12 protein-coding genes are annotated in these 14490 nt (G+C 55.4%); 7 read left to right on the top strand and 5 right to left on the bottom strand.

The window, feature by feature from the left end; all coding sequences use genetic code 11:
• Nucleotides 1-2: 2 nt before the first annotated feature.
• The 5 genes from benB to KE671_RS15050 all read right to left on the bottom strand — a co-directional run bounded on the left by benB (nucleotide 3) and on the right by KE671_RS15050 (nucleotide 4340).
• Nucleotides 3-488 carry a benzoate 1,2-dioxygenase small subunit gene (gene benB, locus KE671_RS15070; RefSeq protein WP_206163597.1) on the bottom strand — a complete coding sequence of 162 codons (486 nt, stop codon included), beginning with the start codon at nucleotides 486-488 and terminating at the stop codon, nucleotides 3-5.
• A complete protein-coding gene (locus tag KE671_RS15065; RefSeq protein ID WP_206163596.1) occupies nucleotides 482-1870 on the bottom strand; it encodes a Rieske 2Fe-2S domain-containing protein in 1389 nt (462 codons plus the stop codon). The genes benB and KE671_RS15065 overlap by 7 nt, the downstream gene beginning before the upstream one ends.
• 51 nt (nucleotides 1871-1921) lie before the next feature.
• Nucleotides 1922-2848, bottom strand: coding sequence for a catechol 1,2-dioxygenase (catA, locus tag KE671_RS15060; protein ID WP_206163595.1), 927 nt, complete (start codon nucleotides 2846-2848; stop codon nucleotides 1922-1924).
• Between the two features lie 64 nt (nucleotides 2849-2912).
• Nucleotides 2913-3203, bottom strand: coding sequence for a muconolactone Delta-isomerase (gene catC / locus KE671_RS15055; RefSeq protein ID WP_206163594.1), 291 nt, complete (start codon nucleotides 3201-3203; stop codon nucleotides 2913-2915).
• A 12-nt stretch (nucleotides 3204-3215) separates the two neighbouring features.
• A complete protein-coding gene (locus KE671_RS15050) occupies nucleotides 3216-4340 on the bottom strand; it encodes a muconate cycloisomerase family protein (RefSeq protein WP_241029876.1) in 1125 nt (374 codons plus the stop codon).
• A 230-nt stretch (nucleotides 4341-4570) separates the two neighbouring features.
• Here KE671_RS15050 and KE671_RS15045 point away from each other — a divergent pair, with 230 nt between their 5' ends.
• From KE671_RS15045 to narI, 7 genes are all read left to right on the top strand, one after another.
• Nucleotides 4571-5398 (top strand): IclR family transcriptional regulator domain-containing protein, encoded by an 828-nt coding sequence (locus KE671_RS15045; protein WP_241029906.1) that lies wholly within the window; start codon nucleotides 4571-4573, stop codon nucleotides 5396-5398.
• 66 nt (nucleotides 5399-5464) lie between these two features.
• Nucleotides 5465-6043: a TetR family transcriptional regulator gene (locus KE671_RS15040; RefSeq protein ID WP_206163592.1), complete on the top strand. Its 579-nt coding sequence runs from the start codon at nucleotides 5465-5467 to the stop codon at nucleotides 6041-6043.
• 212 nt (nucleotides 6044-6255) lie between these two features.
• Entirely contained in the window at nucleotides 6256-7644 is a 1389-nt protein-coding gene (locus KE671_RS15035; RefSeq protein WP_206163591.1) for a NarK family nitrate/nitrite MFS transporter, read from the top strand.
• 118 nt (nucleotides 7645-7762) lie between these two features.
• Complete coding sequence (locus KE671_RS15030) at nucleotides 7763-11503, top strand: nitrate reductase subunit alpha (RefSeq protein WP_206163590.1); 3741 nt, start codon at nucleotides 7763-7765, stop codon at nucleotides 11501-11503.
• Nucleotides 11500-13044, top strand: a complete 1545-nt coding sequence (gene narH, locus KE671_RS15025; protein WP_206163589.1) for a nitrate reductase subunit beta — start codon at nucleotides 11500-11502, stop codon at nucleotides 13042-13044. Before KE671_RS15030 ends, narH begins: the two co-directional genes overlap by 4 nt.
• Nucleotides 13044-13739, top strand: coding sequence for a nitrate reductase molybdenum cofactor assembly chaperone (gene narW, locus KE671_RS15020; protein WP_206163588.1), 696 nt, complete (start codon nucleotides 13044-13046; stop codon nucleotides 13737-13739). Before narH ends, narW begins: the two co-directional genes overlap by 1 nt.
• Nucleotides 13736-14416 (top strand): respiratory nitrate reductase subunit gamma, encoded by a 681-nt coding sequence (gene narI, locus KE671_RS15015; protein ID WP_206163587.1) that lies wholly within the window; start codon nucleotides 13736-13738, stop codon nucleotides 14414-14416. Before narW ends, narI begins: the two co-directional genes overlap by 4 nt.
• Nucleotides 14417-14490 lie beyond the last annotated feature (74 nt).

The raw sequence follows: 14490 nt of genomic DNA, 5'->3' as shown, positions 1-14490 counted from the left end.
TCTTAAATATGGTAAACGTCAATCACCTGACGGATATAGTCGTTATTGAGTCGCACCGTTTTCCGCGTGATGAGCGGCTGGCCGTCCTGTTCGACCAGCGTGCAGTGCGTGGTGCCGAAGTAGGTATCGGTGTGCTGATAACGATGGCTGTAAGTGACCCAGTTATAGCGCACCTCAATACCGCCTTCTTTCTCACCCAACAGTTCGATGTTACTGATCATATGCGTGGTGCGCGGTTCCGGCGTGCTAGCGCCGGAACGTTCGGTTTTGATGCGGTACACCCGATCTTCCAGCCCGTCCCGGTTTGGGTAATAGATCAGTGATATCTCCCGCTGCGGATCGCGGGTAGTTTTGTCATCATCGCCCCAGGCGGGCATCCAGAAGACCACCTTTGGGCTATAGCAGTTGAGCCACGCATCCCACTGGCGATCGTCCAGCAATCGCGCTTCGTAGTAGAGAAACTGACGAACCTGTTCAGGCGTTAACATCCGCTCACCTCCACGCGTTGTGTGATCGATTGTTCATATAGCTGCTTTTCCTTTTCCACCGCCGCGAGCATCACGTTCTGCCAGTGGTGGTGATGCGCGATGTAGAGCGCCTCATCTTCAGATTTCACGCCGCTCAGCAGTGGAATAAAGCCGGCATGCCGCGCATGCTCATCAGGACCATCCACCCAATGCAGTGCACCGCGACTGAGATCGCTCCATGCCAGATTTTCGCCCAGATAACCACGCTGGCAGGCGCTGAACTCTTCAAGATCGTCAGGGGTGCCCATCCCGCTGACGTTGAAGAAATCCTCATACTGGCGAATGCGTAGCGCACGAGCCTGGTCAGATTCGCCTTTAGGCGCGAAGCACCAGATCGTCACTTCGGTTTTGTCGACCGCAATGGGGCGAATCACACGGATCTGCGTTGAGAACTGATCCATCAGGTATACGTTGGGATAAAGGCACAAATTCCGCGTTTCATTGACCATCTGGTCGGCACGATTTTCACCAAATTCCGCCCGCAACCGCTCACGGTGATCGTAAACCGGGCGGACTTCAGGGTTCATCGCCCGCGTCCACAGCAGCATATGACCGTGCTCAAACCCATAGCCACCTCCAGCGCTCTTAGACCAGCCGTTAGCATCCACTGCCCGCGTCCCTTGCGCTTCATAGTTACGTCGCGACATCGTCGAGGCATAATTCCAGTGCACCACGCTGACGTGATAACCGTCAGCCCCGTTCTCCGCCCCCAGTTTCCAGTTGCCTTCATAGACATAGCTGGATGAACCTTTCAGGACTTCCAGCCCGTCGGGGGCCTGATCGACCATCAGATCGATAATTTTACAGGTCTCGCCGAGGTATGCTTCCAGCGGCAACACATCTTCGCTCAGACTACCGAACAGAAATCCGCGATAAGAGGCAAAGCGCGGCAGTGATTTCAGATCGTGCGACCCTTCATGCTTAAACGTCTGCGGATATCCGCCGGTGCTTTCATCTTTCGCTTTTAATAGCTTGCCGTTATTACTGAAGGTCCAGCCGTGAAACGGACAGGTAAAGGAGTTTTTATTTCCCGTTTTGCGTCGACATAACATCGCGCCGCGATGCGCACAGCTATTAATTAACGCATGCAGTTCGTGCTTTTTATCGCGGGTAATAATGACAGGTTGCCGTCCAAGCGTCAGGGTAAAATAATCACCTGGCTCCGGGATCTGGCTTTCATGCGCCAGAAATACCCAGTTCCCTTCAAATATATGCTTCAGTTCCAGATTAAATAACTGCTCGTCGGTAAATATCGAACGATGGCAACGATAAATATGGTTATCACGATCGACAATCAGCGCCTGCGTGATTTTATCTTTTAATGCCGAGAGCGTTTTTTGCATGAGTGTGTTCCTCCTGCATTATTCAGGATTAATAAACGGAGACGTTGCGAATTATTCCTGCGCGCGCAGTCGGGTAATACGCTGCTCTTCCTCAGCGCGTTGCGCCGCGCACAGCGTAAAATCGAAACACACTTCAGTATGCTCACCGGGGAGGTCACGTTGCTGAATCAACGCCGGGTCGCTGACCTTCACCGGGTCGGCAATCAGGCCATCACGGGTGGCAAAGGCGAAATCATCCCACAGATACTGGTCACCGTTCAGATTGATCTGGCTGGTCAGGTGTTTAAATCCTGGTGCAGAGACAAAGAAGTGGATGTGCGCCGGTCGATTGCCGTGACGGCCAAGCCGATCGAGCAGTTTCTGCGTCGGGCCGTCCGGCGGGCAACCGTAGCCCGAAGGCAGGATACTGCGTACGCTGTAGCGCCCCTGGGCGTCGGTACGAATGCGCCGGCGCAGATTATAGTCGCTCTGACTCTGATCGAAGAAAGAGTAGTTCCCCAGCGTGTTGGCATGCCAGATATCAACAATGGCCCCGGCCACCGGTTGCCCGTGTACGTCCTTGACCTGACCGTGCAGCCACATCACCTCGCCAGCATCTTTGCCGTCATCCATCCGGGCATAGCCATCCGCCAGCGGCGCGTTAGCGACATATAGCGGCCCTTCGATGGTGCGTGGGGTACCGGTTTCTGACGACGGGCGGGATTCAATCGCTTCCTGGCGCAGATCGAGGAAGTGCTCCAGCCCCAGACCGGCAGCGAGCAGCGCGGCTTCCTGACGTCCACCCAACTCGTGCAGATAATTCACCGCATGCCAGAACTCTTCCTGCGTGACATTATAATCGTCGATGAGGGTGCAAATATCGCCGAGCAGGCGGTGAATAATTGATTTAAAACGTTCATTACCTTCTGGTCCATTTAATCCGGCACCTTCACGTAATAATTTTTGGATGTCATCTTGTTGGATAAAAGAGTGGCTCATAATGCTTCTCGCTTATTATTGTCCGTAGGGGTATGCCGGATAATTCCGGCATGCGGTACTGATATTATCGGTCGTTACTCTGAATAGATGATGGATGGCGACACAGCGCTTCTATGCGAATATCCATAAATGGATATAACGGCAGCGCCATTAATATCTGGTGCAATTCTTCTGCGTCATCGACATCAAAGATACTGACATTGGCGTACAGGCCCGCAACGCGCCAGATATGTCGCCATTTACCGTCTCGCTGTAACTGTTGGGAATAGGCTTTTTCCCGTGATTTAATTTCTTCGATTTCATTCGCCGGCATTCCGTAAGGAATATTCACGGTCATATCCACTTTAAATAACATTCTGTTCTCCTGTTATTCCCGTTGCTTGCGCGCATAAAACTGCAGTTTTTCCTCATCCAGTTCGACCCCCAGCCCCGGCGCTTGCGGCAGCGCCACACAGCCGTCGGTGAAGGAGAGCGGAAGGCTGACGATGTCATCCTTTAACAGCAGCGGGCCGAACATCTCTGTGCCCCACTGCAACGGCAGTGTTGACCAGGCATGCAGTGACGCCACGGTACCGACAGTGCCTTCAAGCATTGTGCCGCCGTATAGTCCGATACCCGCCGCCTGCGCAACGTGCGCCAGTTTCAGCACGCTGGCCGGCCCACCGGCTTTGGCAATTTTCAGCGCATAGGCGCCGTTAAACCCCTGCTGTGCGAGACGATAGCCGTCGAAATGGCTGGCAACCGATTCATCCGCCAGGATCGCCGTTTCTATGCGCTGACTCAGACGAATCAGCGCCGCGTTGTCTTCAGCGCTCACCGGCTGTTCAATCAGGTCGACGCCCATAGCCGCGAGCTCCCGGCAACCTCTGGCGGCTGAAGTGGCATCCCATGCCTGGTTGACGTCAACACGGATACTGGCGCGGTCGCCCAGTGCTTCCACAATGGCGCGGGTGTGGCGCAGATCGGTTTCGAGCTCCCGGGCGCCGATTTTCAGCTTGAACGCCCGATGTCGCCCTTCGTCCAGCAGGCGCTGCCCTTCAGCGATGTCGTTATCCGTATTACCGCTGGCGAGCGTCCATAAGACCGGCAGGACGGTATTCAGCGCACCGCCAAGCAGCGTAGAAACCGGCAGTCCTAACGCCTTTCCCTGCGCATCCAGCAGCGCGGTTTCAATGGCCGATTTTGCGAAGGTATTGCCTTTGATTGCGCTATTAATACGCGCAGTCAGCGCGTTCAGATTGTCCGTTGGCTGCCCTCTCAACAGCGGCGTGAAATAGTGCGTTATTGCGGACTGAATCGCCTCCGGGCTTTCCACCCCATAGCTCAATCCCCCAATGGTGGTGGCTTCGCCAATGCCGCAGATCCCGTCTGAACGCGTGATCCGGACAATCACCAGCGTCTGGCACCCCATGGTGGTCATGGACAGCTTGTGAGGCCGAATCGTCGGGACATCTACCAGCCAGCTTTCAATACGTTCAACGGTCGCAGTCATTGTTTCTTCCTGATCATAAATATCATCACTTTTCGTACCACCGGCGATAACCCACGGTGACGGTGCTTTTGACAATAGGTGTGCGCCACACCGGTGGTCAACGGCGATAATCGAAATGTTGTGCGATTATCGGCGTGATTGTTACATCTTGGTTAATAATGTGATCCCGGTGGGAAATTACGGATATTCCCCGGTTCGCGTTCCTCGGCGCGGTATAGTTGATGCGGTTCATGATTGGCGTTGCACAGGAGAAGGACTCAATGAGCGATAAAAATCAGTTAGTTATCAGTAGTCCACAGGCTAAGTCTGACCCTAACTTTATGCTGTCCCTGGCGCGGGGCCTGGAAGTTCTCAATGCCTTTACCCCCCAGCGTCAGCGCCTGACGATTTCACAACTTAGCCAGAAAACGCAGATTTCCCGCGCGGCGGTGCGTCGCTGTCTCTATACCCTGGCGGCGCTGGGAATGGTGCACAGCCCAGACGGGCGCAGTTATGAACTGCTGCCGCGTGTACTGGCCGTGGGACACGCCTATCTCGCCGGTACGCCGCTGGCAAAAGTGGCGCAGGCGGCACTGGATAACCTGGGAAAATCTCTCGGAGAATCCTGCTCCGCCGCCACGCTTGATGGTGACAACGTGTTGTATATCGCCCGTGCGGCGGTGAATAACCTGCTCAGCGTCGACATCGGACGCGGTAGCAGGCTGCCCGCATGGGCCACGTCAATGGGGCGCGTACTGCTTAGCGCGCTGCCCGAAGAACAGTTAGAAGTGACGTTGTCACGCGCTCAGTTACTCCGCTATACCCCGCATACGATTTGCGACCTGACGGCACTGCGGGAAGAGATCGTCCGGGTACGCATTCAGGGCTATGCGCTGGCAGACAGGCAGATCGAAGTCGGACTCTGCTCCCTGGCCGTTCCGCTGCTTTCCCGTAATGGCACCGTGGTGGCCGCCCTCAACGTCGGGGTGCCGGCGTCATCAATGAGCGCCGCCGCGTTAAAAGAGAAGGCGCTGGCTCCCCTGCGTCGTTCCGCGATGGAACTCTCGCTTCAACTGTAGCGTGTAACAATTGAACGTCTGTCCAGCTTATTGATACACTGCCTCTCCGGGAAAAATGGAGGTGGTATGAGCTATCTGAATAAAGAGGAACGCCGCGAAGTGATTTTACAGGCGGCCATGCGCGTGGCGCTCGAAGACGGGTTTTCCGCCATGACCGTCCGGCGGATCGCCTCAGAAGCAAAAGTAGCGACCGGTCAGGTTCACCACCATTTCACCTCCGCCGGAGAACTCAAATCGCAGGCTTTTGTTCGTCTGATTCGCACCCTGCTGGATGCGGAACTCGTCGCCGAAGATGCCGCCTGGCGCGCGCGTCTGCACGCCACGCTGGGCAGTGATGATCGCGGATTCGAGCCCTATATTAAGCTCTGGCGTGAAGCACAGATCCTTGCGGATAAAGACCCGGAAATCAAAAGCGCTTATCTTCTCACCATGCGCATGTGGCATGAAGAGACGGTCACTATTATCGAAAACGGACTGGCCGCCGGAGAGTTCACCACCGTATCCGCCCCTACAGATATCGCCTGGCGCCTGATTGCACTGGTGTGTGGTCTTGATGGCATGTACGTTCTCGGCATACAGGAAATGGCCGATCCGGCGTTTGATCGCCATCTGGATCGCATGATTACGCTGGAGCTTTTTTCCTGACCGCGTGAATGTTAAGCGACCGAACTTTTTATTTACATTTGGTAACACTTAAGCAACCTGTTATTCCCCCTTCACTCCACGTGGTTGCGCATTCTTATCTATTCTTTCATCAATATTCCTAAAAGCATCAATAAATTCTAAAAAGGGCCTATAGCGTCCTTAGTGCAGACTATTTCTTTTTTTCATGAACGCATGTGGAAGTGAGGGGTAATATGGCGCGACAAAATGAAAAGAAAAATCGTTATCTGTTGAGTGACTGGAAACCGGAAAACCCGGCGTTTTGGGAGAACAAAGGCAAACACATTGCACGAAGAAATCTTTGCATATCAGTTGCTTGTTTGTTACTTGCCTTCTGTGTCTGGATGTTATTTAGTGCCGTCGCCGTTAATCTAAATAAAATTGGTTTTAATTTCACTACCGACCAACTCTTTTTATTAACCGCATTACCTTCACTGTCTGGCGCAATATTACGCGTTCCCTACTCCTTTATGGTACCCCTGGTTGGCGGACGCCGCTGGACGGTTTTTAGTACCGCAATCCTGATTATTCCTTGCGTCTGGCTCGGCTTTGCGGTGCAGAATACCACCACCCCTTTCGGGGTATTTATTATCATCGCGCTGCTGTGCGGTTTTGCTGGCGCAAACTTTGCTTCCAGCATGGGTAACATCAGCTTTTTTTTCCCAAAAGCGAAGCAAGGCAGCGCGCTGGGCGTGAACGGTGGACTCGGTAATCTCGGCGTCAGCGTGATGCAACTCGTCGCACCGTTGGTGATCTTTCTGCCGATCTTCGCCTTCCTCGGCGTTCAGGGCGTACCGCAACCCGATGGGTCACTGCTGTCGCTGGCAAACGCCGCCTGGATCTGGGTGCCGCTGCTGGCAATTGCCACGATTGCCGCCTGGACCGGCACTAATGACATCGCCAGCTCCAAAGCCTCTATCGCCTCTCAGTTACCGGTGCTCAAGCGCTTTCATCTCTGGCTGTTGAGCCTGCTCTATCTGGCGACATTCGGATCGTTCATTGGCTTTTCCGCGGGTTTTGCCATGCTGGCGAAGACGCAGTTCCCCGACGTGAACATCCTCAATCTGGCGTTTTTTGGCCCGTTTATCGGCGCGCTGGCGCGTTCTGTGGGTGGAGTCATCTCCGATAAGTTCGGCGGTGTTCGGGTGACGCTAATTAACTTTATTTTTATGGCCCTGTTCTCGGCGCTGCTGTTCCTGACGCTCCCCGGATCGGGGGCCGGCAGTTTTATCGCCTTCTATCTGGTCTTTATGGGGCTGTTCCTCACCGCGGGACTGGGCAGCGGCTCTACCTTCCAGATGATTGCCGTCATCTTCCGCCAGCTCACCATGTATAAGGTGAAACTGCGTGGTGGCAGTGACGAAGAGGCCCAGCGTGAGGCGGTGACCGACACTGCCGCCGCGCTGGGCTTTATTTCCGCTATTGGCGCCGTCGGCGGATTCTTCATTCCGAAAGCCTTCGGCAGTTCGCTGGCAATGACCGGTTCTCCCGTCGGTGCCATGAAAATCTTTCTGGTGTTTTACATCGTCTGCGTGCTGGTGACCTGGCTGGTCTATGGCCGCCGTAAACCACAACAAAAATAACAACAACTGACGTAGGCCTGATAAGACGCCATGCGTCGCCATCAGGCAATCACGCAATGCCGGATGACGGCTTGCGCCTTATCCGGCCTACAGACCCCTATGGAGCAGGAGAAATGTCATGAGTAAATTGTTGGATCGCTTCCGGTACTTTAAACAAAAGGGCGATACTTTTGCTGACGGTCACGGCCAGGTGATGCATACCAACCGGGACTGGGAAGACAGCTATCGTCAGCGCTGGCAGTTTGACAAGATTGTCCGTTCCACCCACGGGGTGAACTGTACTGGCTCCTGTAGCTGGAAAATCTACGTCAAAAATGGCCTGGTCACCTGGGAAACCCAGCAGACCGATTATCCGCGGACGCGTCCGGATTTGCCTAACCACGAACCGCGCGGTTGCCCACGCGGTGCCAGCTACTCCTGGTATCTGTACAGCGCCAACCGTCTGAAATACCCGCTGGTACGCAAGCGTCTGATCGAACTGTGGCGCGACGCGCTGGCCACCCATGCCGATCCGGTGCTGGCGTGGGAATCGATCATGAATGACCCGCTAAAGTGCCAGAGCTACAAACAGGTACGCGGACGCGGTGGATTCATTCGCTCCAACTGGAAAGAGCTTAATCAGCTCATTGCCGCCGCCAACGTCTGGACGGTGAAAACCTATGGGCCGGACCGCGTCGCCGGCTTCTCGCCGATCCCGGCAATGTCGATGGTCTCTTACGCCGCCGGGACTCGTTATCTTTCCCTGCTCGGCGGTACCTGTCTGAGTTTTTACGACTGGTACTGCGATTTACCGCCCGCGTCACCGATGACCTGGGGCGAACAGACGGATGTGCCGGAATCGGCCGACTGGTACAACTCCAGCTATATCATCGCCTGGGGCTCCAACGTGCCACAAACGCGTACGCCGGATGCGCATTTCTTTACCGAAGTGCGTTACAAAGGCACCAAAACGGTCGCCATTACTCCTGACTTCTCCGAAGTCGCTAAGCTGAGCGATCAATGGCTGGCGCCAAAACAAGGCACCGACAGCGCGCTGGCGATGGCGATGGGACATGTGATCTTAAAAGAGTTCCACCTCGATAATCCCAGCGACTACTTCCTTAACTACTGCCGTCGCTATACCGACATGCCGATGCTGGTATTACTCGACGCCCGTGAAGACGGCAGCTACGTGCCGGGACGGATGCTGCGTGCTTCCGATCTGGTCGATAGTCTGGGTGAGAGTAATAACCCGGAGTGGAAAACCGTCGCCTGTAACAGCGCCGGTGAACTGGTGGTGCCTAACGGTTCGATCGGTTTCCGCTGGGGCGAAAAAGGTAAATGGAATCTTGAATCGCTGGCAGCGGGTACGGAAACCGAGCTATCACTGTCGTTGCTCGGTCAGCATGATGAGGTGTTGGGCGTCGCGTTCCCCTATTTTGGCGGCAATGAAAACCCACATTTTCGCAGCGTGAAGCAGCAACCGGTGCTGGTGCGTCAACTGCCGGTGAAGCACCTGACGCTCGCCGATGGCAGCCGTTGCCCGGTAGTCAGCGTCTACGATCTGGTGCTGGCAAACTACGGCCTCGATCGCGGTCTCGATGACGCGTACGGTGCGAAGGATTATGCCGAGGTGAAGGCCTACACCCCGGCATGGGCGGAACAGATCACCGGCGTGCCGCGTTTCCAGATTGAAACCATTGCCCGTGAGTTCGCCGATACCGCACATAAAACTCACGGGCGTTCGATGATTATCCTCGGCGCGGGCGTCAACCACTGGTATCACATGGACATGAATTACCGGGGAATGATCAACATCCTCGTGTTCTGTGGCTGTGTCGGGCAGAGCGGCGGCGGCTGGGCACATTATGTCGGTCAGGAAAAGCTGCGTCCGCAAACCGGGTGGTTACCGCTGGCCTTCGCGCTGGACTGGAATCGCCCGCCGCGCCAGATGAACAGTACGTCGTTTTTCTACAATCACGCCAGTCAGTGGCGTTATGAAAAACTGACCGCCCAGGAACTGCTCTCACCGCTGGCCGATTCGGCAAAATTTACCGGTCATCTGATTGATTTCAACGTGCGTGCTGAGCGCATGGGCTGGTTGCCTTCGGCTCCGCAGCTCAATCTCAACCCGTTGACGATAAAAGCCCGCGCCGAAAAAGTCGGGTTAACGCCTGCGGAATACACCGTTGCGGCACTGAAATCCGGCGATATCCGCTTTGCCTGTGAACAACCGGACAGCGGTAAGAACCACCCGCGCAATCTGTTTGTCTGGCGCTCAAACCTGCTCGGATCCTCCGGTAAAGGCCATGAGTACATGCTCAAATATTTACTGGGAACAGAGAGCGGTATTCAGGGGGAAGCGCTGGGTTCCCGCGAAGGCATTAAACCTGAAGAGGTGGAATGGCAGTCAGCGGCGATCGAAGGCAAGCTGGACCTGCTGGTAACACTCGATTTTCGTATGTCGAGTACCTGTCTGTTCTCAGATATCGTTCTGCCCACCGCCACCTGGTATGAAAAAGACGACATGAATACCTCGGATATGCATCCGTTTATTCACCCGTTGTCTGCGGCGGTGGATCCGGCATGGGAATCAAAAAGCGACTGGGAAATCTACAAAGGCATCGCTAACGTTTTCTCCGAGGTCTGCGTTGGCCATCTGGGACAAGAAACCGACGTGGTGCTGCAACCACTTCAGCACGATTCGCCAGCAGAACTCTCACAACCGTTCGACATTCAGGACTGGCGTAAAGGGGAATGCGATTTAATCCCCGGTAAGACCGCGCCCAATATCGCGGTGGTCGAACGTGATTACCCCGCCACCTATGAGCGTTTTACCTCGCTCGGTCCGTTGATGGATAAGCTGGGTAACGGCGGCAAGGGGATCTCATGGAACACCCAGACGGAGGTCGATTTTCTCGGCAAGCTCAACTACACCAAGCGCGATGGCCCGGCAAAAGGCCGTCCGCTGATTGAAACCGCGCTGGATGCGTCGGAAGTGATCCTCGCCCTCGCCCCGGAAACCAACGGTCAGGTGGCGGTGAAAGCCTGGGAAGCGCTCGGCGCAATGACCGGTCGTGAACATACGCATCTGGCGCTCAACAAAGAAGACGAGAAGATTCGCTTTCGTGATATTCAGGCGCAGCCGCGCAAAATCATTTCCAGCCCGACCTGGTCCGGTCTGGAAAGTGAACATGTCTCCTATAACGCGGGCTATACCAACGTTCATGAGCTGATCCCGTGGCGCACGCTCTCTGGTCGGCAACAGCTGTATCAGGATCATCAGTGGATGCGCGCGTTTGGCGAAAGCCTCGTGGCCTATCGTCCGCCGATTGACACCCGTAGCGTCAGCGAAATGCGCGACATTCCGCCCAACGGTTTCCCGGAGAAAGCGCTGAACTTCCTGACGCCACACCAGAAATGGGGGATCCATTCCACCTACAGCGAGAACCTGCTGATGCTGACGCTGTCACGCGGCGGGCCGATTGTCTGGATCAGTGAAACGGATGCGAAAGAGCTGGGTATTGAAGATAACGACTGGATCGAAGCCTTTAACGCCAACGGCGCTCTCACCGCTCGCGCGGTGGTCAGCCAGCGCGTGCCGCCAGGCATGACGATGATGTATCACGCCCAGGAACGCATCATGAATATCCCCGGTTCGGAAGTCACCGGTATGCGCGGCGGGATCCACAACTCCGTCACTCGCGTGTGCCCGAAACCGACGCACATGATTGGCGGCTATGCGCAGCTCGCTTACGGTTTTAACTACTATGGCACCGTCGGCTCCAACCGCGACGAGTTCATCATGATTCGAAAAATGAAAAACATTGACTGGCTGGATGATGAAGGTCGGGATCAGGTACAGGAGGCGAAAAAATGAAGATCCGCTCACAGGTTGGCATGGTACTGAACCTCGATAAATGCATTGGCTGCCACACCTGCTCCGTCACCTGTAAAAACGTCTGGACCGGACGTGAAGGCATGGAGTACGCGTGGTTTAACAACGTCGAGACGAAACCCGGCATCGGTTATCCAAAAAACTGGGAAGACCAGCAAGAGTGGCAAGGCGGCTGGGTGCGTGACGTAAACGGCAAGATCAGGCCGCGTCTGGGCGGCAAAATGGGCGTCATCACCAAAATCTTCGCTAACCCGGTCATTCCGCAAATCGATGACTATTACGAGCCCTTCACCTACGACTATCAACACCTGCACAGCGCGCCGGAAGGAAAACAGGTGCCCACCGCCCGTCCCCGTTCGTTGATTGACGGCAAACGGATGGACAAAATTATCTGGGGACCGAACTGGGAGGAACTGCTCGGCGGCGAATTCGAAAAACGCGCCCGTGATCGTAACTTCGACAAGATCCAGAAGGAGATGTACGGCCAGTTCGAAAACACCTTCATGATGTATCTGCCGCGCCTGTGTGAGCACTGCCTGAACCCAAGCTGTGTCGCCACCTGTCCAAGCGGTGCCATCTATAAACGTGAAGAAGACGGCATTGTGCTGATCGATCAGGATAAATGCCGGGGCTGGCGCCTGTGCATCAGCGGCTGCCCGTACAAGAAAATCTACTTCAACTGGAAAAGCGGTAAGTCGGAAAAATGTATTTTCTGCTATCCGCGCATTGAATCCGGTCAGCCGACCGTCTGTTCCGAAACCTGTGTCGGGCGCATCCGCTATCTGGGCGTGCTGCTCTACGATGCCGACCGCATTGAAGAAGCGGCCAGCACCGAGCATGAAACCGATCTCTATGAGCGTCAGTGCGACGTATTTCTGGATCCGCACGACCCGGCGGTGATTGAAGAAGCGCTGAAACAGGGCATACCACAGAACGTGATCGACGCGGCACAGCGTTCACCGGTCTACAAAATGGCGATGGACTGGAAGCTGGCGCTACCGCTGCATCCGGAATATCGCACTCTGCCGATGGTCTGGTACGTACCGCCCTTGTCGCCGATTCAGTCTTACGCCGACGCCGGTGGCCTGCCGAAAAGCGACGGTGTGCTGCCGGCGATCGAAAGCCTGCGCATCCCGGTGCAGTACCTTGCCAATATGCTCAGTGCAGGCGATACCGGCCCGGTGCTGCGGGCGCTGAAGCGCATGATGGCAATGCGTCATTATATGCGCTCGCAGACCGTTGAAGGGGTTACCGACACCCGGGCTATTGACGAAGTGGGCTTAAGCGTTGAACAGATTGAAGAGATGTATCGCTACCTGGCGATTGCCAACTACGAAGACCGCTTTGTGATCCCAACCAGCCACCGCGAAATGGCTCGCGACGCCTTCCCTGAACGAAACGGCTGTGGCTTCTCTTTTGGCGACGGCTGCCACGGTTCCGATACTAAATTCAACCTGTTCAACAGTAGCCGCATTGACGCCATCAACATCACTGAAGTGCGTGATAAAGCGGAGGGAGAATAATGCACATCCTCAAGGTGATTGGCCTGCTGATGGAGTATCCGGATGAGCTGTTGTGGGAGTGTAAAGACGACGTGCTGGCGCTGGTGCGCCACGATGCGCCGATGCTCACCGACTTCACCGAAACCCTGCTTAGCGCACCGCTGCTCGATAAACAGGCCGAATGGTGCGAAGTGTTTGATCGTGGACGCGCCACCTCGCTGCTGTTGTTCGAACACGTGCATGCGGAATCCCGCGATCGTGGGCAGGCGATGGTCGATCTGCTGGCGCAGTATGAGAAGGTTGGACTACAGCTCAATTGTCGCGAACTGCCGGATCATCTGCCCCTGTATCTGGAATACCTGAGCGTGTTGCCGGAAGCGGAAGCGCGCGAGGGCCTGCAGAACGTCGCGCCGATTCTGGCCCTGCTTGGCGGACGTTTAAAGCAGCGTGGCACGCCGTGGTATCACCTGTTCGATGCCCTGCTTATCCTCGCGGGCAGCCCGCTTTCAAGTGACAGTGTCACTAATCAGGTTGGCACGGAAGCCCGTGATGATACCCGCCAGGCGCTTGATGCGGTCTGGGAAGAGGAACAGGTGAAATTTATCGAAGATAACGCCACGGCCTGTGACAGTTCGCCGTTACAGCAATATCAACGACGCTTTAGCCAGGACGTGGCGCCGCAGTACGTCGACGTCAGCGCGGGAGGCCCGAAATGATACAGTACCTGAACGTCTTTTTTTACGACATCTACCCTTACATCTGCGCGACGGTCTTTTTCCTCGGCAGTTGGTTGCGCTATGACTACGGTCAATACACCTGGCGCGCCTCCTCCAGTCAGATGCTGGACAAGCGCGGCATGGTAGTCTGGTCGAATTTGTTCCACATCGGCATTCTCGGCATCTTCTTCGGTCATCTGTTCGGCATGTTAACGCCGCACTGGATGTACGCCTGGTTCCTGCCCATTGCGGTTAAGCAGCAAATGGCGATGATCCTTGGCGGCGTCTGTGGCGTGCTGACGCTGATTGGCGGCGCGGGACTGCTCTGGCGGCGTCTGACCAATCAGCGTGTGCGGGCAACCTCCACGACACCGGATATCCTGATCATGAGCATTTTGCTGATTCAGTGCCTGTTGGGATTAAGCACTATTCCGTTTTCCGCCCAGTATCCGGACGGCAGCGAAATGATGAAACTGGTGGGCTGGGCGCAAAGTATTGTGACCTTCCGGGGCGGCTCGTCTGAGATGCTCACTGGCGTGGCGTTTATCTTCCGCGTCCACCTGGTGCTGGGAATGACTATTTTTCTGCTCTTCCCGTTTACCCGTCTGGTTCACGTCTGGAGCGCGCCGTTTGAGTACTTCAGTCGTCGCTACCAGATCGTTCGCTCACGCCGGTAATCCGTCGCCCGGTGGTGTAATCTGCCGGGCGATTGTTCGTTCCAGCCGAAAAGCATGTTCATGTTGGAGGCATC

The organism is Citrobacter amalonaticus (assembly GCF_018252635.1).
Lineage (GTDB): Bacteria > Pseudomonadota > Gammaproteobacteria > Enterobacterales > Enterobacteriaceae > Citrobacter_A > Citrobacter_A amalonaticus_E.
This window is presented reverse-complemented; position numbering and strand designations above follow the sequence as displayed.

Bases quoted from the DNA above. Each gene is read 5' to 3' on its own strand.
- KE671_RS15045 (WP_241029906.1), top strand. From the start codon at position 4,571: ATGATTGGCGTTGCACAGGAGAAGGACTCAATGAGCGATAAAAATCAG.
- KE671_RS15035 (WP_206163591.1), top strand. From the start codon at position 6,256: ATGGCGCGACAAAATGAAAAGAAAAATCGTTATCTGTTGAGTGACTGG.
- narH (WP_206163589.1), top strand. From the start codon at position 11,500: ATGAAGATCCGCTCACAGGTTGGCATGGTACTGAACCTCGATAAATGC.
- KE671_RS15050 (WP_241029876.1), bottom strand. From the start codon at position 4,340: ATGACTGCGACCGTTGAACGTATTGAAAGCTGGCTGGTAGATGTCCCG.
- KE671_RS15030 (WP_206163590.1), top strand. From the start codon at position 7,763: ATGAGTAAATTGTTGGATCGCTTCCGGTACTTTAAACAAAAGGGCGAT.
- catA (WP_206163595.1), bottom strand. From the start codon at position 2,848: ATGAGCCACTCTTTTATCCAACAAGATGACATCCAAAAATTATTACGT.
- catC (WP_206163594.1), bottom strand. From the start codon at position 3,203: ATGTTATTTAAAGTGGATATGACCGTGAATATTCCTTACGGAATGCCG.
- narI (WP_206163587.1), top strand. From the start codon at position 13,736: ATGATACAGTACCTGAACGTCTTTTTTTACGACATCTACCCTTACATC.
- narW (WP_206163588.1), top strand. From the start codon at position 13,044: ATGCACATCCTCAAGGTGATTGGCCTGCTGATGGAGTATCCGGATGAG.
- benB (WP_206163597.1), bottom strand. From the start codon at position 488: ATGTTAACGCCTGAACAGGTTCGTCAGTTTCTCTACTACGAAGCGCGA.
- KE671_RS15040 (WP_206163592.1), top strand. From the start codon at position 5,465: ATGAGCTATCTGAATAAAGAGGAACGCCGCGAAGTGATTTTACAGGCG.
- KE671_RS15065 (WP_206163596.1), bottom strand. From the start codon at position 1,870: ATGCAAAAAACGCTCTCGGCATTAAAAGATAAAATCACGCAGGCGCTG.